General features: G+C 46.0%; 15 protein-coding genes. 1 reads left to right on the forward strand and 14 read right to left on the reverse strand.

Going from position 1 to position 24,442, the window contains the following annotated elements:
- Nucleotides 1-60 precede the first annotated feature (60 nt).
- From DWW23_RS01460 to DWW23_RS01525, 13 genes are all read right to left on the reverse strand, one after another.
- Nucleotides 61-3,042, reverse strand: coding sequence for a glycoside hydrolase family 2 TIM barrel-domain containing protein (locus tag DWW23_RS01460; RefSeq protein ID WP_122351510.1), 2,982 nt, complete (start codon nt 3,040-3,042; stop codon nt 61-63).
- Nucleotides 3,043-3,077: 35 nt separating this feature from the next.
- Nucleotides 3,078-4,631 (reverse strand): sodium/sugar symporter, encoded by a 1,554-nt coding sequence (locus tag DWW23_RS01465; protein WP_122351669.1) that lies wholly within the window; start codon nt 4,629-4,631, stop codon nt 3,078-3,080.
- Nucleotides 4,632-4,746: 115 nt separating this feature from the next.
- Nucleotides 4,747-5,538 carry an SDR family NAD(P)-dependent oxidoreductase gene (locus DWW23_RS01470; RefSeq protein ID WP_122351511.1) on the reverse strand — a complete coding sequence of 264 codons (792 nt, stop codon included), beginning with the start codon at nt 5,536-5,538 and terminating at the stop codon, nt 4,747-4,749.
- Between the two features lie 5 nt (nt 5,539-5,543).
- On the reverse strand, nt 5,544-6,713 hold the full coding sequence (locus DWW23_RS01475) for a mandelate racemase/muconate lactonizing enzyme family protein (RefSeq protein WP_122351512.1): 1,170 nt from the start codon (nt 6,711-6,713) through the stop codon (nt 5,544-5,546).
- Between the two features lie 17 nt (nt 6,714-6,730).
- Nucleotides 6,731-7,423, reverse strand: coding sequence for an RraA family protein (locus tag DWW23_RS01480; protein ID WP_075557959.1), 693 nt, complete (start codon nt 7,421-7,423; stop codon nt 6,731-6,733).
- A 142-nt stretch (nt 7,424-7,565) separates the two neighbouring features.
- Complete coding sequence (locus DWW23_RS01490; protein ID WP_075557960.1) at nt 7,566-8,432, reverse strand: AraC family transcriptional regulator; 867 nt, start codon at nt 8,430-8,432, stop codon at nt 7,566-7,568.
- A gap of 140 nt (nt 8,433-8,572) precedes the next feature.
- Nucleotides 8,573-11,260 (reverse strand): glycoside hydrolase domain-containing protein, encoded by a 2,688-nt coding sequence (locus DWW23_RS01495; RefSeq protein ID WP_122351513.1) that lies wholly within the window; start codon nt 11,258-11,260, stop codon nt 8,573-8,575.
- The gene (locus DWW23_RS01500; RefSeq protein ID WP_122351514.1) at nt 11,241-13,460 is read right to left on the reverse strand and encodes an alpha-N-acetylglucosaminidase; all 2,220 of its coding nucleotides are present in this window, start codon (nt 13,458-13,460) and stop codon (nt 11,241-11,243) included. Before DWW23_RS01500 ends, DWW23_RS01495 begins: the two co-directional genes overlap by 20 nt.
- A 27-nt stretch (nt 13,461-13,487) precedes the next feature.
- Complete coding sequence (locus tag DWW23_RS01505) at nt 13,488-15,935, reverse strand: hypothetical protein (protein ID WP_147382578.1); 2,448 nt, start codon at nt 15,933-15,935, stop codon at nt 13,488-13,490.
- A gap of 86 nt (nt 15,936-16,021) precedes the next feature.
- Complete coding sequence (locus DWW23_RS01510) at nt 16,022-17,746, reverse strand: RagB/SusD family nutrient uptake outer membrane protein (RefSeq protein ID WP_122351516.1); 1,725 nt, start codon at nt 17,744-17,746, stop codon at nt 16,022-16,024.
- Nucleotides 17,747-17,762: 16 nt separating this feature from the next.
- Nucleotides 17,763-21,068, reverse strand: coding sequence for a TonB-dependent receptor (locus DWW23_RS01515; protein WP_229801038.1), 3,306 nt, complete (start codon nt 21,066-21,068; stop codon nt 17,763-17,765).
- A gap of 321 nt (nt 21,069-21,389) precedes the next feature.
- Nucleotides 21,390-22,388 carry a FecR family protein gene (locus tag DWW23_RS01520; RefSeq protein WP_122351671.1) on the reverse strand — a complete coding sequence of 333 codons (999 nt, stop codon included), beginning with the start codon at nt 22,386-22,388 and terminating at the stop codon, nt 21,390-21,392.
- An 80-nt stretch (nt 22,389-22,468) separates the two neighbouring features.
- Nucleotides 22,469-23,047, reverse strand: a complete 579-nt coding sequence (locus DWW23_RS01525) for an RNA polymerase sigma-70 factor (RefSeq protein WP_122351672.1) — start codon at nt 23,045-23,047, stop codon at nt 22,469-22,471.
- 124 nt (nt 23,048-23,171) lie between these two features.
- On the opposite strand from DWW23_RS01525, the gene DWW23_RS01530 reads away from it, so the two are divergent.
- Complete coding sequence (locus DWW23_RS01530; protein WP_122351517.1) at nt 23,172-23,504, forward strand: hypothetical protein; 333 nt, start codon at nt 23,172-23,174, stop codon at nt 23,502-23,504.
- 334 nt (nt 23,505-23,838) lie between these two features.
- Here DWW23_RS01530 and DWW23_RS01535 read toward each other — a convergent pair whose 3' ends face one another.
- Complete coding sequence (locus tag DWW23_RS01535) at nt 23,839-24,279, reverse strand: helix-turn-helix domain-containing protein (protein ID WP_122351518.1); 441 nt, start codon at nt 24,277-24,279, stop codon at nt 23,839-23,841.
- Between the last annotated feature and the right edge of the window lie 163 nt (nt 24,280-24,442).

The raw sequence follows: 24,442 nt of genomic DNA on the forward strand, positions 1-24,442 counted from the left end.
ACCATTTTATCTGATCTGCGTAAACCTGTCTGATTTGTATTCTGTGTGCCATTAATATTTTTAGAAGACAATCTCCACCTTCCCATAACAAGGGTTAGCCTCCAATGTCTTACAATAATTTCCCCAGGCAATTTCCGGATAATCCCAACGGTTGTTGACGTACAGGATCAACTGACCATCTGCGCGCTTACTTGAACGGCAGGCAACAGTGGCATCCGGTGAAAGAACCGATAAGCCTTTTCCTGTATTACCGGCATTCAACGTATAGAAATAGATATTTTCCTTCATCCCTTTTGCCATCTGAGTAAGCGGGCGATCGCAATTCGCTCCGGCATCTGCCCAATAATAATAATTGTGCGTATCACTCTGCCAGGGTTGTTCCGGACGGGCTCCATAAGGCACTTTGTTCGGATTATAGAGAGAGGTTTCTCCTTCATTGCCTGCAAAAGCACCGGAAGGATAATAGCTCCAATGTCCCCGGCGTTTCCATTTCAGCCGGTCCATCGTTTCAGGAAGATAGAAAGAAAGACCTGTTTCACGCAAGAAACCATTCGGTTGTCCGTTCGTCAGATAATTGATCTCCATACGTCCTTCGGGAGAGATCAATAGACGGATATCCGTATCCACATCATTATAACGACCGTTCAGGATAACCAGGACATTATCGCCTTGTTTTGTATAAGTGATGCTCTGCTTCTGCCAGTCGGCATCCGATGTAAGGAACTTGGTTGCACTCTTACGCACTTCGGCTCCCGTCAGATGATTCAGATTGATATCCAGATTCAGGAAAGGACCTTTTTCTATAAAGACCTGTCCGTCCGCCGTTGCATGACAGATCAGGCCGGTTTCTTTACTGAACGGGATTTCAAAACGATCGCCTTTTACCACGATACGGTCAGCACTTTCCTCGACCAGTAGCGAACCTTTACGATCCGGTTGCGGCAGTGTGATTTTAGGTTGCCCTAATGTGACAAGCGAGGCATCGATCAAATCTCCCTCCGCTGTAAGGAAACTGACAAGCAGTTCGCCGCCTTCTTTCCAGTCTTCAGCGGGAAGGATCAGGACACCTTTCTGATGCGGTTCGATGGAAGCCATCCGGATATCTTTTTCTATACCGTTATATTGGTAATGTACTTTTATCTCATTCAGGTTCGTATGATCGAAACGGTTATATACCGGAAGAACCAGACGTTCACCCGTTGTATAATCACTGACCTGCTCCGCTAACAGGCGTACAGGTGAATAGGCTTTCTTGGTAGACCAGAACTCCGGTTTCTCACGACGCCAGACATCGACTATTCCCCATTCGCCATATCCTACGCAGTTTCCCTGAAAGTCTTCCGGCTTGGCAGTACGGGCAAACTCCTTCCAGAAAGAAGTACCCATCTTAGGCTCGGGTAACATAAATGTCTCGTCGATATATCCCCAGATGGCACCGCCCAAACCGCCGGGAGCATCGAACAAACCGCTCCACATCTTATCGAGGGAGATTCCCCAGAACTCACGGATATTCGGATCGTCCTGCAATGTTTTATAGGTATAGCAAGCAGGATGTGCCCATTCGTCGAAAAGAGCCGGAATACCATGTCCCTGGAAGTTACGGGTGGCGCGTCCCCATTGGTTCAGGTTTCCATCCACATCTTGATAATGCATGCTCAGAATATCATATATCGGCTTCTTCTCGCCTACTGAACCGGGATAACTGAAGATAACAGGGCGAGTCGTATCCGTCGCTTTCACCCAATCCCAACAAGCCTGAAAGTTCTTTCCGTACACACTCTCATTACCGATCGACCAGAAAAGGATGGATGGATGCGAGCGGAACGACTTTACCATTTCACGGCATTGCGACAAATAACGAGGTGTAAACTCGGCACTATCCTGTGTCTTTCCCGGCGCATAATTCTTCTGACGATAGGTATCGACAAAACAAACAGCCGTTTCACACTCTACATAGATACCGAAGCGGTCGCAATACTCAAGGAACTTTTCAGAAGGCGGATAATGCGAAGTACGCACAAAATTCATATTCGACTGTTTGAAACGGAGGGCATCGAGACTATCGAGTTCGGCAGTCGTGGTACGTCCCAATGTCGGATGGATATCATGACGGCAAGCACCGCGTAACTTGACAGGCTTTCCGTTAACCAGCATACGGTCTTTTACGATCTTTACATCCCGAAAGCCGACCTTCTTAATGAAGCGGCTGATCTCCTTTCCTCCTTCACGAAGGGCTACGGTAAGGGTATAAAGGTTCGGATGCTCGGCATCCCATTTCAAAGGGGCAGACACCGGAAGTTCATGGATATTATCATTCTCTTTCAGTGCAAAAACAGATTGAGACAACGGAACATTCTTTCCGGAAGGATCGGTCAAGGCATAGGTAACCTCTGTATTTCCCGTGGTCCTACCGGTATAGGATACTTTCAGCACGGCATCGCGGTAAAGCGTATCGAGGTGTGTCTCCGCTGCAAAATCAAAGAAACAGGTTTCCGGCAAAGCAAAAACAGTCACATCACGCAGGATACCGCCTATCGGATGATGGGCGTATCCGGAAGCATAAGAGATATCGTCTATACGGTCGGTTACTTCCAGTTGTATCTCATTTTTCGCACCCGGACGAACATAATCCGTCACGTCCGTTTCCCAACGGGTAAAGCCGCCATGATGCTCACGGACCTGTTTTCCGTTTATTGAAAGAACAGCATGGCTATATACACCGTCAAAACGCAGTATCGTACGTTTGCCTTTATAATCCGCAGGAAGAGTGAATGATTTACGATAAAGGTATGGAGTATCGTGTTGGATGGCATAACCTTGCATAGCCAATTCGCCGGGAACCTGGACGGTATTCCATTTTCCTTTCGGAGAAAAACGGAATTGCCAATCGCCATTCAATAGCAAAGAGGGTGAATCTACCCCCGCTATTTTACAAGGGATCAGGAAAGAAGACTCCGGAGAGAGTGTCTCCGATGAATCTGCCGCACCTATTCCCTGACTGAGCAGGAAACAACTACTCAAGAGTAATAATGTTTTTTTCATATATGTTTCATGTTTTATAGTTGTTATTTCTAATGTCACCACCAGAACCAATAGAATGCGACCAATATAGCTATCACGACCAACGACAGGATATTGAACAGGCGGCTCGTATGGAATAATCCGGGCCGATGCGTCGTATAGGCATTTTCCATCGGCTTACGGCTACCCAGTAGGATGATCAATCCGCAACAGAGGAAGAAAACGATCATCATACGATCCATCCACGGTAAACCGGGACAGAGGAACTTCATCAACGTAGAGAATACAAACGATCCGAAAGCAGCTGCTAATGCTCCGTTTGCCGTCGCCCGCTTATAGAAGAACCCTGCCAGAAAGATCGACAAAGCACCCGGACTGATAAATCCGGTGAACTCCTGAATATACTGGAACGCCTGATCCAGTCCCGACAACATCGGTGCGATCGATACGGCAACCAGCAACGACCCAAAACTCGCCCATCTTCCGGTCTTTACCAGCTCATGCTGCCCAGCTTCCTTCCGAAAAAAGGACTTATAAATATCCATTGTAAAGATAGTGGATATACTGTTCATCATCGAAGCCAGCGAACTGACAATCGCCGCCGTCAACGCCGCAAAAGCAATCCCTTTCACTCCTACCGGAAGCAGGTTGCTGAGTAGCCAGGGATAAGCCTCGTCCGACTTTTCCAACGGAGCATTCAAAGCAAACGCAGCAATCCCCGGTATCACGACCAGCAACGGAACCAACAGTTTGATAAACCCGGCAAACAACATACCATTCTGTGCCTCTCCCACCGACTTGGCAGCCAAAGCCCGTTGAATAATATATTGGTTGCATCCCCAGTAATACAGGTTTGCCACCCACAGTCCACCGAGAATAACAGAGATACCGGGCAAGTCCTTATAGCTCGGATGCGATTTATCGAGGATCAGATGAAACTTATCTTCCGCCTGTGCATACAGGTTCGTGACACCCTGCCATACTCCCTCACCGGCTCCCAGCAAGTCCAAAGCAATATAAGTCGTTATCAGTCCGCCTCCAATAAGGAAGATCACCTGAATGACATCAGTCAAAGCAACCGCTTTCAATCCTCCGTAGATAGAGTAGATACCGGCAAAGGCAGCCAGTCCGACTACTCCCCAAAACAGAGGAATACCCATGACCTTCTCGATCGTCAGTGCTCCGAGATACAGTATCGAAGTCAGGTTGATAAAGATAAAAACCGCCAGCCAGAAGACAGCCATGACCGTCTTCACCCGCTTATCGAACCGCTCTTCCAGGAACTGCGGCATCGTGAATATCTTCTTTTCCAGAAATATCGGAATAAAGTATTTGGCTACGATAATCAATCCCAGTGCAGCGATCCATTCATAAGTAGCCATTGCCAGCCCGATCGCATACCCGGAGCCGGACATACCGACAAACTGTTCGGCAGAGATGTTCGACGCAATGATCGAAGCACCGATCGCCCACCAGGCAAGTCCGCGTCCGGCAAGGAAATAATCGCCGGCATCCCGTTCTTCGCCTTTCTTCTTTCGTGAGACAAACAATCCTACGAAGAGGATCAGGGCACAGTAAGCAATAAAAACAATCAGATCTATTGTGTTCATGGTATTCATATTCGTTATCTAATTCTTTTGCCATGCCTTTGGCAGAATACTGCCACTACGATGGCAGAGCTCTGCCAAAGGTATGGCAGGGTTCTGCCATCGTAGTGGCAAAACCCTATTCATCCTGCATCAGAGCCGACCGGCCACCGTCCATCAGGATCGTTGTCCCACTAATGAAACGCGCCATAGGCGATGCAAGATAGACACAGAGGTCACCCACCTCCTCTACTGTCCCGATCCGTTTGACCGGATGCAGGTTGATCGTACGTAAACGCTCTTCCCGGGCATCCGGAAAAGAGTCGAACCAGGTATCGTTGCCCGCCGTATCGATGAAGCCCGGAGCGACACCGACCGTACGGATAGCAGGCCCCCACTCGATCGCCAGGTTACGGACCAGGCCGGTGATCGCCGTTTTCGTCACGCTATACGGAAAGCATCCGGGAATCGTTCCGAACGCATGGTTGGAAGTCATCAACAGGATAACGCCTTCCCCACTCTGTTCCAGATAGGGTTTGCATAGCTTCGACAACCGCCAGTGGGATGCCAGATTCAGATCCAGGTTATACTGCCAGCGTTCTTCCGTACACCCGGCTGCACCCTCGAATACATTCATTCCCGCACTGGAGACCAGAATATCCAACTGCCCGAAAGTACGGATCGTTTCCTCCACCAGCTGTCCCAGTTGTTCGGGACAAGTGACATCGGTCTGCACATACAGCGACCGGACTCCCTGCGACTCGACAGCCTCCCGAAATGCGGCTGCCGACGGATCATCCGCTGCTTTTCGTGCACATCCGGCGACATGAGCACCTGCCCGGGCAAACTCACGGGCAGTACCCAGACCGATACCGGAAGATACACCGGTAACAAGTACTACTTTATCTTTATAGTCTATCGTAAAGCTCATACCAATCAGATATAGAAGTTATCAGGCGCGTTCGTCGTAATACCCGGATGCTTTTCCATCTCTTCCTCCACCAGGTCTACGCCCAGTCCCGGACGGTCGGACAGGTGCAGATGGCCGTCGTACACCATTTCCGCTATCGGATGGTCGATCACCGTATCCCTCCAGGGAACATCATTGAACATAAATTCCTGACGGAAGAAATTCGGGATCGCAGCACACACATGCGAAGAAGCAAGCGTCGATAAAGGCCCGTTCGGGTTATGGGGAGCGATCAGGACGTTGTAAGCTTCCGCCATCGTTGCCATCCGTTTCATTTCAGACGGTCCGCCGCAACGGGTGATATCCGGCATGATGACATCACATACATGTTTCTCCAACAAAGAACGGATACCGAAGCGGGTATAATGGCGTTCGCCTACGCAGATAGCGACATCGGAAGGGATACGTTCACGCATGGCACGTAAGGTCTGCGAACTTTCCGGTCCGGCTGGTTCCTCATACCAGGTAATATCCAGCTTTGCCAGACGTTCGGCCATCTTCACCGCCACCCGGTAATTCAGCATGGCATGTGTCTCGATCATAATATCGAACTCCGGTCCTACCGCATCACGTACCGCCTTCGATACATCGAAAGCCAAGTCTTGTTGTTCTGCCGTCAGGGTCAGATTGGAAGCCAGGTCTTCCCCATAGAAATAGTTCGTATGTGCAAATGGGTCGAACTTCAGTCCGGTGAAACCGGCCTCCTTTACTTTCAACGCCTGTTCCGTATAGTCTTTGGCATTATGTCCGCCACCGGTAAACCAGTAGTTGGCATATAATAAAACGTTTTTGCGATAAGCGCCGCCCAGCAACTCGTAGCAGGGAACGCCCAGCACTTTTGCCTTCAGGTCCAGCAAAGCCATATCGATACCGCTGATGGCGCAAAGGCTGGCACCGTACGGGCCGATCCAGTTCAGATCGCGATAGAGCTTTGTCCAGATAAAATCCGTCTTCATCGGATCGAGACCGATGATACGCTGCCCTACATGCTTAGCAGCTTCAAAGACGATCGGACTTCCCGGCCAGTTGGTCGCTTCGCCCACACCGGTATATCCTTCGTCCGTATATATTTTAAGTAGCGTCCAGTTGTATTTGATACCTTGTACCAACCATACCTTTACATCTGTGATCTTCATTGTCTATTTCGATTTAATTACATGATTCCAAACTGGTCGAAAGCATCGCGGGCTTTCATTCCTTCCTGTATCTTCTTCAATACCATCCGTTCGCCACGTGCTTTTTCAAGGGCACGGGTAAAGACTTCCTCCTCGATAGCGCGGGGAACGACACATACACCGTCGATATCTCCTATCAGGATATCCCCGTCGTCGATACGCACCCCATCCATTTCAATCGGAACGCGATAGTCGATCACCTTTCCTCTCGGAGCCTGGTCCTGTGCATAAGGGCCGTAAGAGAAACAAGGGAAGTCGAGTGCCAGAATCCCTTTCGTATCGCGTGAATAACCATTCACCACGGCACCGGCTGCCTTGCACTGCATAGCCCGGGCACTCATCAATTCACCCCATAAGGCATAACAGGGAGACGAACCGGAACAGACATAGACTTCATCTTCTTTCAGATCGTCCAGCGCTTCGAGCATCAATCCGAAAGAACGTTTCAATAACGGATTCTCCCCGCATTCCTTTCCATGTTCCAACACATCTGCTTCCAGCACTGTCATTGCCCGCCCGACAACCAGCATATCGTCACGAAGCGGACGTATCTGTGGAGGAAGAAACTGACGGGTATATCCCATCTTATCCATAATGTCACCGATCACTGCGGTATAAAGCTCCTCTTTTATCAAAGAGAACAACGCTTTATCATCATTCCATTCTTTCATTTTACTATAGTTTATCAGTATTTATATACTCCTGTTACTGATCACAAAGTTAGCCGGAGTGTACAAAAAGTAAGGCTTAAAACAAAGCTGCAACGTATGCAGGTAGGACCTTTTAAGAGGAAAATGTGTACAAAACGGAAAACTATTTGGTAACCTCCCTCGGAGTGATCCCCATCTGCTGTTTGAATACCCTAGAAAAGTATTGCGGCGACTTGAACCCGCAGATGAAACAGATCTCTTTTATAGACATTTCCGTATTCCTCAACAGTTCGATCGCCTTATTGATCCGTATCTGGTTCAGATAATCCAGCGGAGAGAGATTGAGATGCTGGGCGAAGAGTTTGCGCAGGTAACGTTCCCCTATTCCGGTCTGCCCGGCCACGTCGGTGATGGAGATATCTGTCTGATAGTTCATGCGGATATAAGAAATTGCCTTTTTCAGCGATTCATTTGTACAAATCGGCAGGTAGGATTCGTCCATATAGCGGTAGATCAGAATCAGTAGTTCCGCATAGTACATCACGACCAGGTATTGATAGTATTTGTTTTTCAGATTCATCTCGTTCACGATACGCTGAACGGCCCGCATGATCCGGACATTATTCACGATCTTGATCAGCCGGTTCTCTTCCGAGAAGATAGTGACGGGCGTCAATTCGCCTGTCTCATCCTGGGCATGCGGATTGAAGCGGGAGAAGATCTCCGGCAGAAATTCCAGCTGCATCAGCGTCGTCCCTTCCGAACCGGCCTCGAAGGTATGTTCCACATTCGAGCAGATGATCATCATCTCGTTCTCATTAAAACTGATACTTTCGTTCTCCAGGTGCAGAATGCAATTTCCTTTCTTTACATAGTTGATCTCGATACGTAGATGCTGGTGTGGTCCGAATGTTTCAAATGGCTGGAAAGAGACAAAGCGGAAAACATCCGCCAGTCGTTTGTACTTCAGATTATCCGTTATCCCTTCCAAAAGTCCCCAGAGAGACTGTTCTGTTGTCTTGTTATCCATGGTATTTCCTTTCCCTTATTCAGAAGCAAAGATAGGGAAAAGGCAGTACCGGATTTTACACTTCCGGAAAAAAAGAAGGGCCGAAATGGTATCATTCGGCCCTTTAACTTATACAAAACGGAACTATCCGGTTCGTTCTTTTATTTTTCCAGTAAAATGATCATACCGCCACGTCCCATGATCTCGCATTGGTTCAGGGAAGACAGTTTTCCTTCCCATTGTGTGTTCCGGATCTCCGGTAACAGATAGGAAGACGGCTTGAAGCCAAGCAGTTGTTCATCCAAAGTGATCTTTGCCGTTTGAGGAAGATCGGTCCAGTTTGCCAGTACGACAAGCGCTTTATCTCCGTTGATATAAACGGTAGCCGGGATATCAGCATTATCTGTTTTTACCGGACAACGTTCATCCCAATAGCCTCTCATCACGGCATTCTTCATGCCGAAATCGTCCCAAATATGCCAGAACGGAACAGGGTTTCCACTCCACGGCAGGCGGGGAAGCATACCGTAGACCATTCCACGGAACACATTCCGGGCATCCAACGTTTCACTCATCAATCCGAAAGGAATACCGGACATTTCCACCAGCCAGAAGTCCAGTGTATTGTTTGCAGGGAAACCTTCACCGATCCAGGTACGGTCTACGTAAGGCAATAACTCCAGATAAAGATGCAACGAGTTTGCATAGCCGGCCCACTGATTCATATGGTTCCAGGAGTGGATATCGATCAGGCGGCGTTTACCGTCGGCATCCATCACACGGCGGGCACGTTGCAAGGTCTGATGATCCAAAGCACTGTCATCGATATAGACACCATCCAGGCCCAGATTTTTAATCATCCAGTCCAGCCCTTCCAGGTAGTAATTGTTCCAACGGGAATCGGGGGTGGTGATAACCGAGATATCCATATCGCCGGCATATTTACCTTCTTTGAAAGCGTTATACCAAGCGGGGATGAAATGAGTTGTCAGGTTCTTGTTCAACCATTCGTGAGGACCGTTGCGATGGATCAGTGTACGGGCATCCTTTCCGGGACCGTCATGAATCACTTCACTGCCCAGGCTGCGCAATGCCCACAACTCCGGTATCTTCACCGTCAACTCACGGGTCGTATAATAAAGCCGGACATCCAAATCCTTGCTGTGTGCATCCGAGATAAAGCGTTTCAGATCCGGAACGGCTTCATCATAATACGGATAGTTAATGAACGGGTAAATATCTTTCTTATGATGCACATTGATCATATTGGCTCCCGCTTTCAGGGCGGCAGGGATATAATCGGCACTTACATCACTGTTGGAATGATAGAAACGTTTTTCCGCCAGTTCCGGCAAGTTAAGCGGTTTCACCGGAGTAACCAGCATATTGAAATTATAATGAAGGACATCGCCTTTCTGCATCGAACGTTCACCACTGTAGGCTGTCATCAGGACTGTGCCGTCTTTATCGGGCTGAATGTCGATACCGCCCTTATTGGCATTTCCCCACGAAGCAGGCAGGTTCAACTTACCTAAACCATAATAGATATTCACCAGCGGACGCACATAGTTTTCATCTTTGAAGCAGAAGTTCAGACCGGCGTTTATATTTCCCATCCAGATCTTATCCTGATGTTTCTCTACATTCCATTGCCAGTTGATCAGGGAGTCGGGGCGCAAACCTCCTTTATGGCCTAATCCCATCATATACTTGGCGGCATACGCAGCATAAGGTACTTCCAGACGGATATCCTTCACCTTCACGTCTCCCAGTGACTTCACCTGTATCCGGTAATCGACCAGACCGTCGAAACCAAAGGTACCTGAACACTGCACTTCAAAATGACGGCTCTTTCGGGTAGCTGTCCAGTTTACCGACGCCTTATTCCGTCCGGTAATCCGCAGCGAACCGCCCTTTAATACTTCTTCGCCATTCTCCGTTTCGATCACGAACCGCATTTCACCTGCCAGGACAGGATTATTGCTCTGGTCGTTCAATTGGTTGCTCCGATCATAGCGGGTAGAAAGGGATTGAGGCAACCCCTCTTTCGACAGTTCCATCGTCCCTCCCAGCCAGGAGATCGTTTGTTTCTGTAATTGAACGGGAATATACGGAGCCGTCGGTTCATCCGCATTACCGATGGAAGAATCCAGCCAGCGCAGACGGGTTTTACGCCACCCTTCGTTATCTCCGTGGTTGGCGATGGGAGAACCTTGTACGGTCAATTCGCAGGTAATCTCTACAGGTTTTGCATCAGCTGCTTTGATCGTCACTTTTCCTTTATAAACACCGTCAGCCGTTACGGGCACATCAGAGCCGATCCATAATGCCTGTACATTTCCTTTGGGAACATTCACTGTCTTCTTAAAAGATTTACCATTCGTATCGGTTCCTCCCAGGTTAAAGCAACGGAAAGCAGAAGCAGGAATCTTATTTCCCTTTTCATTCTTCCAGTCAGAGAAAGTTACAGACAGGTTCGATACAGTTTCATACGGAGCAAAGACTCCCACCTGCCAGGTATAGAACTCACCCGGTAGACAATCGCCCTGAAACTTTGTACGTGAATCGGCCGACCGTTCCACCCAACGCACAGGTATCGCATCCGTCATACGGATATCGTGTTCCCGGTCTTCCGTAAAACAGAAATAACCGGCTTCCGGTTTTTCCTGTATCAACTTCTTCACCGCATCCGACGAAGCCACACGGCGCATTTCCGAGTCCTGCTCGTTCACCGTTCCCTGTCGTTTCAAGTCATCGAAGGCATTCGTTACATCATCCTGCGCCTGCATCACACAAGGCAGGGTTAGAAGCGAATACACCATCAGGTACTTAATTTGTTTTCTCAACATTGTAGTATTCTTTTGATAATTGTTTGTATTTGTCCAGCATTCGGCGGGCAACGGTCACTTCATCTCCTTCCGTTACCGGAGTACGGGCCTTACCCGGACGATCGACGAAAGCCAACTCCCAGTCAGCCAATGAATCATAAAACTCATTCGCACGGAAAGCCTGGCGGCCTAAATCCATCTTTGCATCTTCCTCCCTGTAAGCCGTTCCGTTATCGAGATGTCCCTGCAACATATCATAGAATTGTTTCCAGCGTTGCAGATAATACCCCTCGATCAAACCGGTCCATTCGCGCCATGAATAATCGAACTGACGAACATCGACCTGTCCACCCCAGATAGTCACCAGCGAAGAGGCATTCTTTTCAAACAAATTACGTTCTTCGTCGGTCGTACCCCAGGCACGGGCATCCGTCAACCACTGGTCAAAGTTAAACTCTGTACGGGTACGAAGCAAGATATCTACATCTTTTAATAATTCCAGGAAACGTCCGGAGTGCAGGGCAAATGCCTCTTTATCCTTTTTTTTGAATGCTTCCGCCGCTTTTTTATGTATTTCCTGTCCCAGGTTAGACATGATCTGACGCTGCACATCGACAATATCGAAACGATAAGGCTTGGAACCTTTCAATTGTTCCGCATCCTGCAACAAACAGGCTTCGGCTTCTATCAACGATTGAGGGTCGTAAGGGATATTGAAACCGGCATTCGGTCCCGACTTCTTTACATCCACAGCAGGACGGGCACAGATGATCGAACTGGACTCCACCCCGTTCGTCCCCGCACGATAAGGACCGGCAAGCAATAACTCCCAGGCCTTACCGGCAGCTTCGGAAGGTGCGCCGTAACGACGCTGCGCATATTTATCCAACCACTCTTTCAGCTTCACCGAGTCCTGGTGAACAGGCATCTCAAAGGCTAACTCATAGAATACGGGATTCTGTCCGATCGACTCCATAAACAAACCGGAGCCTACCACATTCGGCGTTTCCTGTTTCGCTTTCATAAACTGATTGGACGATACCAGCGGCAAATCTCCGTGAAGATTGACACGTCCGCCGAAATTATGCAGATTACCTACCACAAAATCATGGTTGCAGAAATGATCTTCTCCCCCTAACGCACCGTTCAGGCTCAATACGAGCAGGTCATGTTTCGGTACGACGGATGCAATATCTTTCCGGAAGCTCCAGGCTTGCATCACCCACAACGCATCCGGGTCGAACGTCTTCATCAATTTGTGGATAGAAGAACCTACTGCATTCAGATATTCAGGTGTATCCACAGGCGGTTTACTTTCATGGAAAGGGTCGGCTGCATAGAGTCCGTAGGTCCCATATAATTTCTGTTCCTCTTCCAGAAAGGCTTTTCCCAGATCCGTAAACAGCGGGTCAAGCGGGTCTAACTGACAGATACCTTCAAATCCGTACCAATCCGGTTGCTTCTGTATCTTGGCCTCCGGGAACTTTTCCATCATCTTACGAGGTACAGCACCGGAAAAACCTTGCTGTATCGGTGTCATTCCCAACTCCAACTGACGGTTTACCACTTGTTTACCCAATGCGATATGCGAATCGATCCATGATTTCGGCAGCGGCCCGCCGAAACTCTCGATATTAGGCATCCACTGCCAGGCAAAATGGGCAGGATCGACCAGATAAGAACGTGCTTCCTCATCCGTAAAACCGAAACGAAGCAGAGTATTATACCAAACGCCTTCCAGTCCGACAACCGACAAAGGCGTATTGATCGAGTTCATAGCCATATAGTCGATCTCACGCTGCCAGCGTTCCCAATCCCACCAGGCACCGGTATAGCTCAACGTACAATAATTAAAATAGACACGATACTTACCGTTAATGATCCGGTGTGTCGTCTCAGCCGGAACAGGCAGTGTTTCCGGTAGGTTCAACTGATCGCCGAACCAGGAGACATGGGCGTTGCAATGATATTTCAGGTACTGGTTATAAGCTGTAGCTAAGGATACCGTATTGTTCCCGCGCAACACGACTTTGCCGTTCTCCCCGGCCACTTCATAGACATCGCTCCCGTTGTCCGGCCCGATCAGTTCCAGACAAAACTGTTTGCCATATCCCGGAGTAATACGTTCGATCAAATCATAAGCCGCCTGTATCTGCGGGTCTTTCCGGCAAGATGTAAAAAAGAGAAGAAGAATTAATAATAAATTAAATGTATATTTCATGATGCTAATGATTAATATCTATAATTGTCAGTTATTCTTTTGCCTTGTAGCGGATAATCGAATGCTCTCTCCTACTGTTTTAAACTCCGCCGAAACGTACTTATCCATATTATCCGGCCGGGCAAAGGTACAAGAAAATACCAGTGAGACCTTGCCTTTCGGTACATTCATCTGATCAGCCTTCGTGGAAATGCGTCTCACCTCATTCCAGTTTTTATCGTAAATAAAGAAAGAATCTCCTCCGGCATACTTCAGGTACTGCCCTTCTTCCAGTGCACAATCCAACCGGACCGTAGAATAATTGGCAATCTCCAGCGAGATATCCGAGATACGGTCATTCGCCTTTAAGATGAACTGAACCGGCTGGCGATCATTCTTATTCTCGAACTCCCATTTGGAAACGACCGGCTCACCGGGCTGAAGGATTTTGTTAGTATGTTTGAAACGTTGAACCTGAAGCGGAGATAACAACCAGGATGTCGCAGAAGTCTCCGTCAAAGTGTATTCATTGGAAACATGTTCCATTTCCTTTTTCAGTTCCTTCGGAAAAGCTCCGCATAAACGGGCGTTTTCCCATTCGCGGATAGCTTTGATGATCGCATCCGACTCCCCGTTGTTCGCTACATTTTCCTTATTGGTAACCAATGTATAACCGGCATCAAAGGCAGCCGAACGAGCCAGTAGCCATTCAATATCCTCAATACTGGTATTCGCATCGAATTTAAACCATCCCAACATGCAAGGGATCAGGTTACGGCGATAAAAATCCTGGTTCATCAGGCGGTAGTTCATCTGGCTCTCACGGAATCCGGCATACCAGGGCTCACCCCAATTCATCCGGGTAAAAGTATGCCAGTTATAATGGGTGGTCATGCTGGCATCGTTAATACAGTTACGGTATTCGGGTAACAGATTATCATACCACTCTTTCATCATCAGCGACAATCCATACTGTCCCAGACCGGTAGACCAGGCTCCTTCCAACCCGTCAAAGGAAATCTGCTGCACACCCGTATAATTGAAGATACCCGCTATATTACGGGCGATCTCTTTCGTCAGTTCCGTATCCGACAGAAAGACCTTGTAACCATGATCCATCAGCTTACCGATCGTATCTCCTTTTGAATGAGCTACAGCTTTCGTACCCCACGCCCCACGCTGGCAATTAAGTAATTTCCACGGAGCCGCTTCGCTTACCCGTTCATAACGGATCAGTTCATCACCGATCATTACGCCATGCAGGCTGTTATTTTCCATTTGGTTGAAAAACAAAGGATCGGCTATTTCGACAGTATGCTGATCCGGACTGAGATCGGATACCAGTATCGAACTTCCGACCTTTGCCAAACGCTTATCCGGGACAGGCGTTACATAGGCATCGTTGGTCGTAATAAAATTGGAAAGAGTATGAAATCCCAATTTAATTCCGGATTGTGCAGCCTTATTCACGCAGTCTTTCAATCCGTCCAGTCCTGTAGGGAACTCCGACGGGTTGAGTTTAAAAATCCCCCATGTCAGGAAAGGACCTCCATGATACAGATATTTCAATCCGGTACGTTTCGTAAAGGCAATCGCCTCTTCTATATTATTCTCATTGAACGGATAGATAATATAGGCCTGTGCCGCTTCAGGAGCACGTTTCATCCAGACACCGTTCAGTTCAGGATGCGGCAGGCTTTCCGTTAATTCTATCTCTTCGATATGATCGAGCACCTTATCCGCCGGACAACCGAACAAAGCGATTTTACTGCCGATAATACCGCCATCTTCATAAGCCGGAGCCGTATAATGCGTATGTCCCCACATCGGAACGACCCGTTCATGATCCCGGTTACGGCAGTAAGCCTGTAAAACACTGCCAAACTCCGTATGTTTGGCAGTCTGTCCGCGATATAATACCTTCATCGAATCGGCAACATCGACCAGTGATGTCGTTGCAAAAATATCGAATGCCGGATCTATATCATCTTCCGTCGAAGGATAACCGCCGATTGTTTTAGGGTTCAGTGCTTGTATTCCTATTGCAAAAAGACTATCACGCACCACACCGACGCACTCCCCGATCGTTTGCGTAATCGTCGTGGCATACGGTCCCCAGACAACCAGATCGATATCTTTATCAGAACGGACCTCCTGCAACTCGAAAGTAATAAAACCCTTTTCCTGTTTGGTAGTCACCAGTAAGGTGGCCCCATTCTTCGGATAAGTCAATGACAGGATTCCCTGGTTATCATCCCAGGATGCACTTGCCGGATTTTCATATTCCCCGCCGACACGGATAGCCAGCAAAGGCGATAGTTGTCCGTCCGGTAAATATTCCGTCCGGTGTGTTTTATCCAGCAAAGAAGAGATATTTCCATTGGCGTCGACCTCCAATTTGAATGTATCCGTTTCAAAACTCATTATCTGCTTCCGGCAAGCAGACAACATACAACAGGCTAACAGACCTATTATAAATATATTACGTGTTTTCATACGATAGGTTAGTATTAAAAAAAACGGATCCCGGCATCTTATCAGTAAGCTAAACCAGAATCCGTTCTATATGTTTTACAATCTAATTATAACACAGGGTCGAAACTGCCTCCCCAGTCTTTATTCTGATCGAGGTTCGGATTCTTTTCTATTTCATCCTTGCTGATCGGGAAGAAATAATAAGACTCAGGCATATACATGGCATCTTCACTCGTAGGATTCTGGAAGATCAGGTCGATCACTTGATAATCGAATTCCTCCGGCATCAAGGTATAGCTAGCTGCCCGGTTCATCGCGTCAGTCATATCGATACCGGCTTTCAGGTTAGCCAGGATCCCGTACTTATGCTGTCCGTTCAAATAAGTATGCAGCATACGGTGACGGCGTAAATCCCAGAAACGCTGGCCTTCGAAGCAGAACTCGATACGTTTCTCATCCAGTAAAGCCAAGCGCATTTCCTCCCGTGACATTCCGGCTTTCAACCCATACAGATTGTTTGCTCCCGGTTCGATACCTGCCCGTTTGCGGATAGCCACCAGCGTTTCATAGCCTTCAGCCGTACTTCCGTTCTCATTGGCAGTTTCCGCTAAGTTAAACATAATTTCCGGATAACGGATCTCGAGCCAGTCTACATCATTCAGAGTAACCTGTGCAACCGGAAGTTCTTCCATGATCCCTTTCTTACAATATAAACCGGTACGGTTATGATGTTCGCCTTGTATATTATATCCGAAAGCATCCAGCGAATTAGCGATGTTGGGAGTCGTATATTGACGACGTCCGGCTTTACCGCTCAATTCATAAATATCTCCGTTATAAACAATGACGGCATCGAAACGCGGATCTCTGTTTTTCCAGAATTCCTGTACATTATAAGAATATTTATCAGACTCACCGACTTTCTTACCATCTTTCATCGGGAACGATTCAACCAATCCCCAGGTCGGTTGGTCGCCACCGGTCGCATTCTTCGATTCCGACAACGGACGGACTGCATCTTCGGCACGTCCGTTCACTTTGGTAGGATTAGAATATATGATCGGCAGGATCGCCTCCGAATGTTTTTTCGTTTCAAAGACATCCGTATAGTTATCGATCAGTCCGTAACCATTCTGATCCAGCAACTCTTTTGCCGATTTCGCTGCGTTATAAGCATCTTTCCAATAACTGTTATTGTAAGGGCTCGACGGGTTAAACTGCGGACTTGCCTTATATAACAAGACACGGCTTTTAAACGCAGCAACGATACACTGGTCGATACGTCCGTAATTATCTCCGGAATTCTTGACAGGAAGAAGTTTAGCTGCCTCATCCAGATCGGAAAGGATAAATTCAAAACATTCGGCAGTAGAATTTCGCTTCACATTCAAATCATCTTCCAACGACTGAGGTTCTTTGACAATGGGAACACCTCCATGCAGACGGACCATCTTGAAATACTGGAACGCACGCATAAAATAAGCCTGCCCCTTCATCAGATTCTTTTCACCTTCAGGCAACGTCCCTTCATCTATATTCTTCAACAACGTATTGATATTACGGATACTGGCATAAGGCCAGAACTTAAACGACGTATTATTCGGTTGTACGGCATCTTTTCCCATAATACCCAGACATTCATCCGAATTTGAACCGTCACGGGGCCAGGTTAAATTCAAAACATTCCCATATATGTCGGTCAGGAACGCCGATGTCAGCTTCGAATCATTCCATACATCCGGACCATAATTACTCAAATCTTTCGTATCCAGCACATTACAACCGAAAAAAGCTAAAAGGCTTGCGGCTATTACTGCATATATCTTTTTCATATTACTAAATAATCTATTAGAAATTAATACTTAAACCACCTGTAAATGTTCTCATCAGAGGATAAGAATCCAACGTATCCTGTTCCGGATCCATTTCGTCCATGCCTGAGATACAGAATAAGTTGGTTGCATTAACAAACACCTGAACATTATTCACTCCTAGTTTCGAGAACCATGTACGAGGCAATGTATAGCCGATATTCAGATTCTTCAAACGCATATAAGCACCGTTCCTCATCCAGTAAGTAGAACCGGCTGCACCGTATTCTTCCTGCCATTCACCACTTACACGCGGATATTTCGCATCTACATTGTCCGGTCTCCAGACATCACCGGTCCACAACTCGAAGTATGGTTTGTCACCTACCTGGAATACACCGTCGCCATTCTTGGTCTTCAACATACGGTCGTAAGCTCCTACTCCCTGGAAGTGAGCATCCAACGTGATACCTTTCCATGACAGATTGAAACCGAAACCATAGTTGATACGGGGAGTTCCCTTATCGGAGAGATACGTATTATCGTTACTGTCGATCTTTCCGTCGGCACCTTCCGAATAATTGGAACCGCGAATATCCTTGTACAGAAGCGTTCCCAGGATCGGCTTACGTCCAAACTGCGTAAAGCCTTCAGGAAGAGCATCCAGTTGTTCCTGTGTACGGATAATACCCTCACAAAGATATCCCTGCAGACGAGTGTTCGGATGACCGATCGCACTTCTCCATGCTTCCAGTCCTTCAGCCTCATCCAATACCTTCCAGGTATCTTTCACATAACCCAGATTAGCATATACGCTGTAATCCAGAGAACGATATGTATCCGACCATTTCAAAGAAACTTCAGTACCTTTCCAATCCTGCTCTGCATAATTCTCGTTACTCAGGCTGGCGCCATAAGTACCCGGGATGACACGGTTACGGGCTCTAAGGATATGATTCTTATTCTTATAGAAGTAGTCGAACTCACCGCTCAGGCGGTTATCGAAGAAACCGAAATCAAGACCGATATCATATACTTCCAGTTTTGCCCATGAGATATACGGATTAGCCGTACTACCTACCGTCAGACCATTCTGGTAGTTATCACCGAAGATGAAACCTGTACCGTTCTTATACGATTCACGCCACAAGAAAGCAGCGATGTTATCTTCACCGTCCCAGTTATTATCATCACCGGTCGTACCGTAAGAACCACGGATCTTCAGGTTGCTCAGCCATGAGATATTCTTCATAAAGCCTTCTTCCGACATACGCCATGCCACAGAACCGGAAGGGAAGAATCCCCAACGTTCACCCGGAGCGAATTTATAGTTACCGTCTTCACGGAAAGAGAATTCAGCAATGTATTTATCTGCATATGAGTAGTTGAAACGTCCGACAACAGACTGGCGGGCCTTTTCCCATTCACTACCGCTGAAGTAACGACGCTGTGTATCGCTGGATGTTACAAATATCTGGTCGATCGACGTAGTAAGCATGTCGTCGGCTGTACCGTTCAACGTCTTACCGCCTGATTCAGACTGTTCATATACCAATAAAGCAGATACGGCATGTTTTTTATTGAATACCTTGTCATACTGCAGGAACCAGTTGATCTGATAAGAATGATCCAGTTTGACCATCTCACGGATTCCTTCATAATTGGAACTCAGGTTGTGAACTACCATATCATTCGGATCGACCTTAGTCGGGACAAATTTATTATCCGCACTTGCACTCTTAAAACGATATCCTTTGTTATGGGTCAGGAAGCCTTTCAGATTCTCATCATAAGCCGTGTACTGGGCCAGGAAACTGGTTTTCAATCCATCGACAAACTGTCCCAGGTCGAGATTAAAGCGAACCTGTCCGTCGATCGTCCGTCTTGTCGTTTTCTGATAACGATTACCAAGAACCATATCGACCGGATTCCATGAACCGGCTGTCACCGGATTGGCATTCGTATCGGTCGTCGGGTTACCGTTATCGTCCACATAAAATGGGTATAAACGAGTCCAGTTGAAAGTTGTACGATAAAAATCAGGCACATTAAAGTCGTCTACCTTATCGTACGGCCAATAAAAACGATTATACTCCTTCTGGTTACCGCTCAGGTTAAAGTTCACATTGAAACGTTTGGATACTTGAGCCGTAATATCGGAACGGAAATTGTATTTCTTGAAATCCAGTTTCTTATAAGAACCGTTCTCGTCATGGAAGCCCAGCATCATATAATAAGTAATACGATCGCTACCGCCATTGACACTGATATTATGTTGCTGAGAAGACGGATTTCTCCATACGTAATCATTTACATTATAACTCTTATCCGCAAAATAATCGAATATTTCCTGTCCGTAAGGAGACGGAAGCCCTTTGGTTTCCGCTACACGGTTTGCCCAGATCAGCTCATCGGTTGCCGAGTAATCCTGCAAAGGGCGGGTCGTATTGGAAACACTGAAAACACCCTTGTACTGAAATTCCGGTTTCTGGTTCTTACCGGCTTTCGTTGTTACCAATACAACGCCGTTACCTGCCTTCGAACCGTAGATAGAAGCACTGGCCGCATCTTTCAGGAAGCTGATATTATCTACCTCATTCGGATCCAGAGCATCGAAAGCTGCTTTGTCTTTAATTACATTATTAATAACGAACAAAGGTTCACCGAAGCTACCACGCATACGGATCTTGGAAGAAGCACCCGCCATACCGGAAGTAGTAGTTACCGTTACGCCCGGAGCACGTCCTGCCAGCGTATTAGACAAGTTGGAGGTCGGGATCTTGTTCAGATCGTCCGTCTTCACGGAAGTGATGGCACCGGTCAGGTTCACTTTCTTCTGCGTACCGTAACCTACTACTACCACCTCATCGATCAACTGCGTATCTTCTTTCAGTGTGATCATCAAATTCGTCTGGTTTCCCACTTTTTCAAGAAAACTCTGGTACCCGATATAAGAAACCTGCAAGGTTGCATTATCCGGAACCTGTAATGCAAAATTACCATCGATATCCGTTACCGTACCGATCGTCGTTCCGGCAACAGCGACAGCAGCACCGATGATCGGCTCGTTGTTATGATCCACCACTTTACCGGTCAGTTTCTTTCCCTGCTGTTGTGCGGTAGCGACATCTTCCAACGCTTTCGGAACAATGATGATCTTTTTGTTTTCTACTTTATAAGAACATTCAGGCAAAATCACGGTCAATATTTCATCGATCCGTTTCTTTGCCACATTGATACTAACCCGACGATTGGTATCGATCGCGTTGTCATTATAAAAAAAGGTGAATTCACTTTTACTCTCGATATCCTTCAAAACTTCTTTGACGGTAGAGTTTTTCATGTTTAAATCAATTCTGGTGCTTTGGGCGTAAGTTTCTACAGCAGAAACTTTAAACAGCACGACGGTTAACAAAATCAGGACTATTTTCATTCCCCGAAAGTTTATTTCTGTTAAGAAAGGACATAATAAGCCCTTCCCATAAAATTTATTCATATTTTTACATGGATTTTTCTAGTTAGACATTTATCCCATTCCCTGCCAAGAGATGTGATTGTTTAATTAAAATCTTCGGAATAGGTGAATGTTACCGCATTCGCCTATTTTCTTTTTCTCTATATGTCTGGTCTCATAAGCATTCTTTTTTTTAAGGTTAATACTCTATTACTTAGGCATAATAAATGCCTTTCCGTTTTTTATCTGATAACTGATCGGAATAATAAAACTCATCGCCCTCAATATCTCGTCGATGTCCTCCTGACGGATCGTAAATGACATATAAGTCGATTCAGCAAATTTTTCCGGACACACTATATCTATATTATACCATCCTTCCATACTGATCAGAATATCGGAAAGAGGGCGGTTATCGAAAACAAGCCGGTCTTTGATCCAATCGGCATATAAACTTGCATTGGCCGATTTCACCGTTGCAGCCTGGAGGTCTTTCTTATACTCAAAAACCTCATTGGGCTTCAAATAAACTTCCCGGTGAACGGAAGGACCGGATATTTTTACGCTTCCGCTCAATAAGGCCGTCTCTATATTCTCTTTAAAAGGATAACTCGATATATTAAAACTCGTACCTAAAACTTCCACGTCCACATCACCCGCCTTTACGATGAACGGCTTTTCTTCGTCCCTTACCACTTCAAAGTAAGCGCCTCCGACCAGATTGACCGTTCTTTTGCCATCAGCGAACTGATCGGGATAGACCAGGCGGCTCTCCGAATTCAGCCAGACAACCGTCCCGTCCGGTAAAGTAAATTTACCTTTACTGCCTTTGGCCGTTATCAGCTGGTTCTGCACCATCAGTTTCGGTTCCGTCTGTTCAATACTCAACCAGAAGTACAATCCGAACAAAACAAGCAAAACAGCAGCAGCCTGATACCAACGGATAAATGACCGCCGGGTTTTCTTCTCTATCCGTTCATGTTCGTTCAGAATACGCATCTTCAACCTGTCGAGAGCGATATCCACTTCCAACTCATTGTCGGCAGAAGCATTACACGAAAGCCACAGATCTCTCGTATCTGTAAAATCACTTCTGTTCTTTTCCGATTCCTTCAGCCACTGAAGTAATTGTCTTTTCTCTTCCAGGCTTGCCGAACCGTCCAGGTAACGGATTATTATAAGATTTATATCAGTTGTAAAATTCTCCATATTTTCCATTCTATTAGTAGTACAAAATTTCGAGGTTTTACCCTACCCCCTGTTTGAAATATTTTTTATTTGCCTTTATGTTAAGATATTCCCGACAATAAAATGAGCAGTGAGATCAGCCCTTCTTCAGTCAAATGTTTTTTCAGTCCTGACAAGGCTTTACTTATCTGTTTCTCAACCGCTTTTATACTGACTTCCAATTGTTCGGCTATTTCACGGTTCTTTAAACCGTATGAGCGACTGAGTAAAAATATTTTCTTGCATTGCGGTGATAATGTGTCTATAAATAAGGTTATTTCTGCTTCCAGTTCTTTCAAAAGTAAACTTTGCTCCGAGTTCAGGATATTAGCGGACATATATTGTTCGAGAATGTCGCTTTCATTACTCTCATCCAATGAATATTCTTTATTCTGATATTTTTTATGCATCACATTGATGGATCTGTTATATACCGATTTGAACAAATAGGATTTTACTGCACCTTCAAATTCAATCGAATCGCGCCTTTGCCAAAGTTCAAAAAAAGTATCCTGCACAATGTCTTCCGCCAGGTCCGTATCATTTACGAAACGAAAAGCATACGTCCGTAAAGGCTTATAAAAACGTCTGAAGAGCGTCCCCAAAGCTGCTATCTCATATATATCTTTCTCTGAACTCATGCTTTTGAAAGGTTTAAGAGTCGTGAACAAAAAATAGGAACACACCAAAAACCGCAACAAGTCAGAGGACATTTCAGCCATAGTTCATATAGAACTATGTACTATATTAATATTCATTGGCTGTATGAAAAACGAATATGTTGTCAAAAAGGAGAGTTTTTTCCGAAATTACGGGGATTTATTACCTGAAAATTATAAAGCATGGTATAAATTTATAGAACCAGATACCACTTTATCCGGATTTACGGACAAAGTTCTCTATTATACTCACTATAAGACCGGATTAATAAGGAAGTTAACAAGGTTTTTACGCCAAATTACCAAAGTTCTATATGAACCGCGTTTTGGACAGAAAGCTCAGACAGAAAATAAAAAGAGGCTACACAACAACAATATATCGCCAATAGAGGACAAAAGAAAACTCCCGGAACTAAGGAACAAGCGTCAAAATGGTTAAAATTATCTATTTCATACAGTTGATTTTCTACCTTTGGATACTGCCTGATAACTTCCGGTAATTTGTGTATATTAAAACATGGAACCATATTTCTCTTTAAAAAAACGGGACATGAAACCCTAATCCGGTCTGATTTATCACCCCGAATTCTACCCTTCCATTTTTATCACCAAAATGCTCAGATAAATAGCTATAAAAACAGGTGATAATTTCCCTCATATCTCTAAAGCATGATTAAATTTTATTTCGTAAAGATATGTATTTTTTTATCTTTCCTAAAGATGAAACGAAATTATTCTCATTTGTCCGGTCCATTCGGCTGCTATAAAACCTTTCAGTTTCCGTAAAGATTATCGTTAAATTGTCTTCCATTCCTCTTCCGGGAATCATCTTTCACTCCCGGAGCTGCAATCAGGCTTGTATAACCGTGTACTTTTATTAAACTTCCTCCCTGTATTTTAGTGACGGAGATCAGGTGCAGGGCTTCCAATTTACGTATCAAGCGATTGATCGAACCGATATTGATACCTGACAGGTCGGCTAATTCCTGTTGTGTACCGACGTACTCTCCTCTTTTGCACGGAACCTTCCGTCCGTTCAAATCAGTATAACCATCGGCAAAAAAGCAAATGTCGAATAACAACAAATGAAGCTGTCCCAACTGGCGGGTAGCCGGACACTTTAACAAATCCAGGGTATAACGTGGAATTTTCACGTAAGGCAATCCCATTAAATCGATTGCCAGCTTCTCATTAACAGACCGGAACTCATCCATAGCATCAAATTTATTAACAAATATTACGATGTAACTCCCGATGTAAAAGTGCAATTTACTATTCATCTTTAATCGTCTATCAATAAACCCTTTACACCACCCGGTGAAATTAGTTATATTTTTGTCCGATGTAACAAACGCGATTCCTTATATTATATATAAT

Origin of the sequence: Parabacteroides sp. AF14-59 (assembly GCF_003479515.1) — a bacterium.
Classification (GTDB): domain Bacteria; phylum Bacteroidota; class Bacteroidia; order Bacteroidales; family Tannerellaceae; genus Parabacteroides; species Parabacteroides faecis.

Excerpts from the sequence above, each read along its gene's own strand:
- DWW23_RS01465 (WP_122351669.1), bottom strand. The coding sequence starts at position 4,631 with ATGAACACAATAGATCTGATTGTTTTTATTGCTTACTGTGCCCTGATC.
- DWW23_RS01515 (WP_229801038.1), bottom strand. The coding sequence starts at position 21,068 with ATGAAAAACTCTACCGTCAAAGAAGTTTTGAAGGATATCGAGAGTAAA.
- DWW23_RS01505 (WP_147382578.1), bottom strand. The coding sequence starts at position 15,935 with ATGAAAACACGTAATATATTTATAATAGGTCTGTTAGCCTGTTGTATG.
- DWW23_RS01535 (WP_122351518.1), bottom strand. The coding sequence starts at position 24,279 with ATGGATGAGTTCCGGTCTGTTAATGAGAAGCTGGCAATCGATTTAATG.
- DWW23_RS01460 (WP_122351510.1), bottom strand. The coding sequence starts at position 3,042 with ATGAAAAAAACATTATTACTCTTGAGTAGTTGTTTCCTGCTCAGTCAG.
- DWW23_RS01470 (WP_122351511.1), bottom strand. The coding sequence starts at position 5,538 with ATGAGCTTTACGATAGACTATAAAGATAAAGTAGTACTTGTTACCGGT.
- DWW23_RS01495 (WP_122351513.1), bottom strand. The coding sequence starts at position 11,260 with ATGTTGAGAAAACAAATTAAGTACCTGATGGTGTATTCGCTTCTAACC.
- DWW23_RS01520 (WP_122351671.1), bottom strand. The coding sequence starts at position 22,388 with ATGGAGAATTTTACAACTGATATAAATCTTATAATAATCCGTTACCTG.
- DWW23_RS01525 (WP_122351672.1), bottom strand. The coding sequence starts at position 23,047 with ATGAGTTCAGAGAAAGATATATATGAGATAGCAGCTTTGGGGACGCTC.
- DWW23_RS01490 (WP_075557960.1), bottom strand. The coding sequence starts at position 8,432 with ATGGATAACAAGACAACAGAACAGTCTCTCTGGGGACTTTTGGAAGGG.
- DWW23_RS01480 (WP_075557959.1), bottom strand. The coding sequence starts at position 7,423 with ATGAAAGAATGGAATGATGATAAAGCGTTGTTCTCTTTGATAAAAGAG.
- DWW23_RS01475 (WP_122351512.1), bottom strand. The coding sequence starts at position 6,713 with ATGAAGATCACAGATGTAAAGGTATGGTTGGTACAAGGTATCAAATAC.
- DWW23_RS01530 (WP_122351517.1), top strand. The coding sequence starts at position 23,172 with ATGAAAAACGAATATGTTGTCAAAAAGGAGAGTTTTTTCCGAAATTAC.
- DWW23_RS01500 (WP_122351514.1), bottom strand. The coding sequence starts at position 13,460 with ATGAAATATACATTTAATTTATTATTAATTCTTCTTCTCTTTTTTACA.
- DWW23_RS01510 (WP_122351516.1), bottom strand. The coding sequence starts at position 17,746 with ATGAAAAAGATATATGCAGTAATAGCCGCAAGCCTTTTAGCTTTTTTC.